General features: G+C 31.7%; 1 pseudogene. It reads right to left on the bottom strand.

The features are described 5' to 3' along the window. Positions 1-73: 73 nt before the first annotated feature. Positions 74-271, bottom strand: a pseudogene (locus SB679_RS24365) (hypothetical protein); the annotation flags it as partial.

The following is a 271-nucleotide window of genomic DNA, read 5'->3' as shown; positions in this document are numbered from 1 at the left end:
GTAAAAGTCTGGGCAGGAATCTGCATACGCATTATGATGAAGAATAATACAATGAATAGATTTATTTTTTTTCTCATATCATTAATTTGTCTGCAAATATAGAAGAATACTGGCAAATATTTTTTTTAAATGAGTCGGCCAAATATCTAAAACTTTCAGCTACAGGCAACCTGAAATAAAAGGTACTTCCATTATTCAGCATACTTTTCACTCCAATTTCACCATTTTGTTTTTCGATGAAATTTTTTGAGATTGCCAGACCAAGTCCGGT

The organism is Chryseobacterium sp. SIMBA_029 (assembly GCF_046535275.1).
Classification (GTDB): Bacteria; Bacteroidota; Bacteroidia; order Flavobacteriales; family Weeksellaceae; genus Chryseobacterium.
Note: the sequence above shows the minus strand (reverse complement) of the source record. Positions and strands in the feature narration are given on the sequence as shown.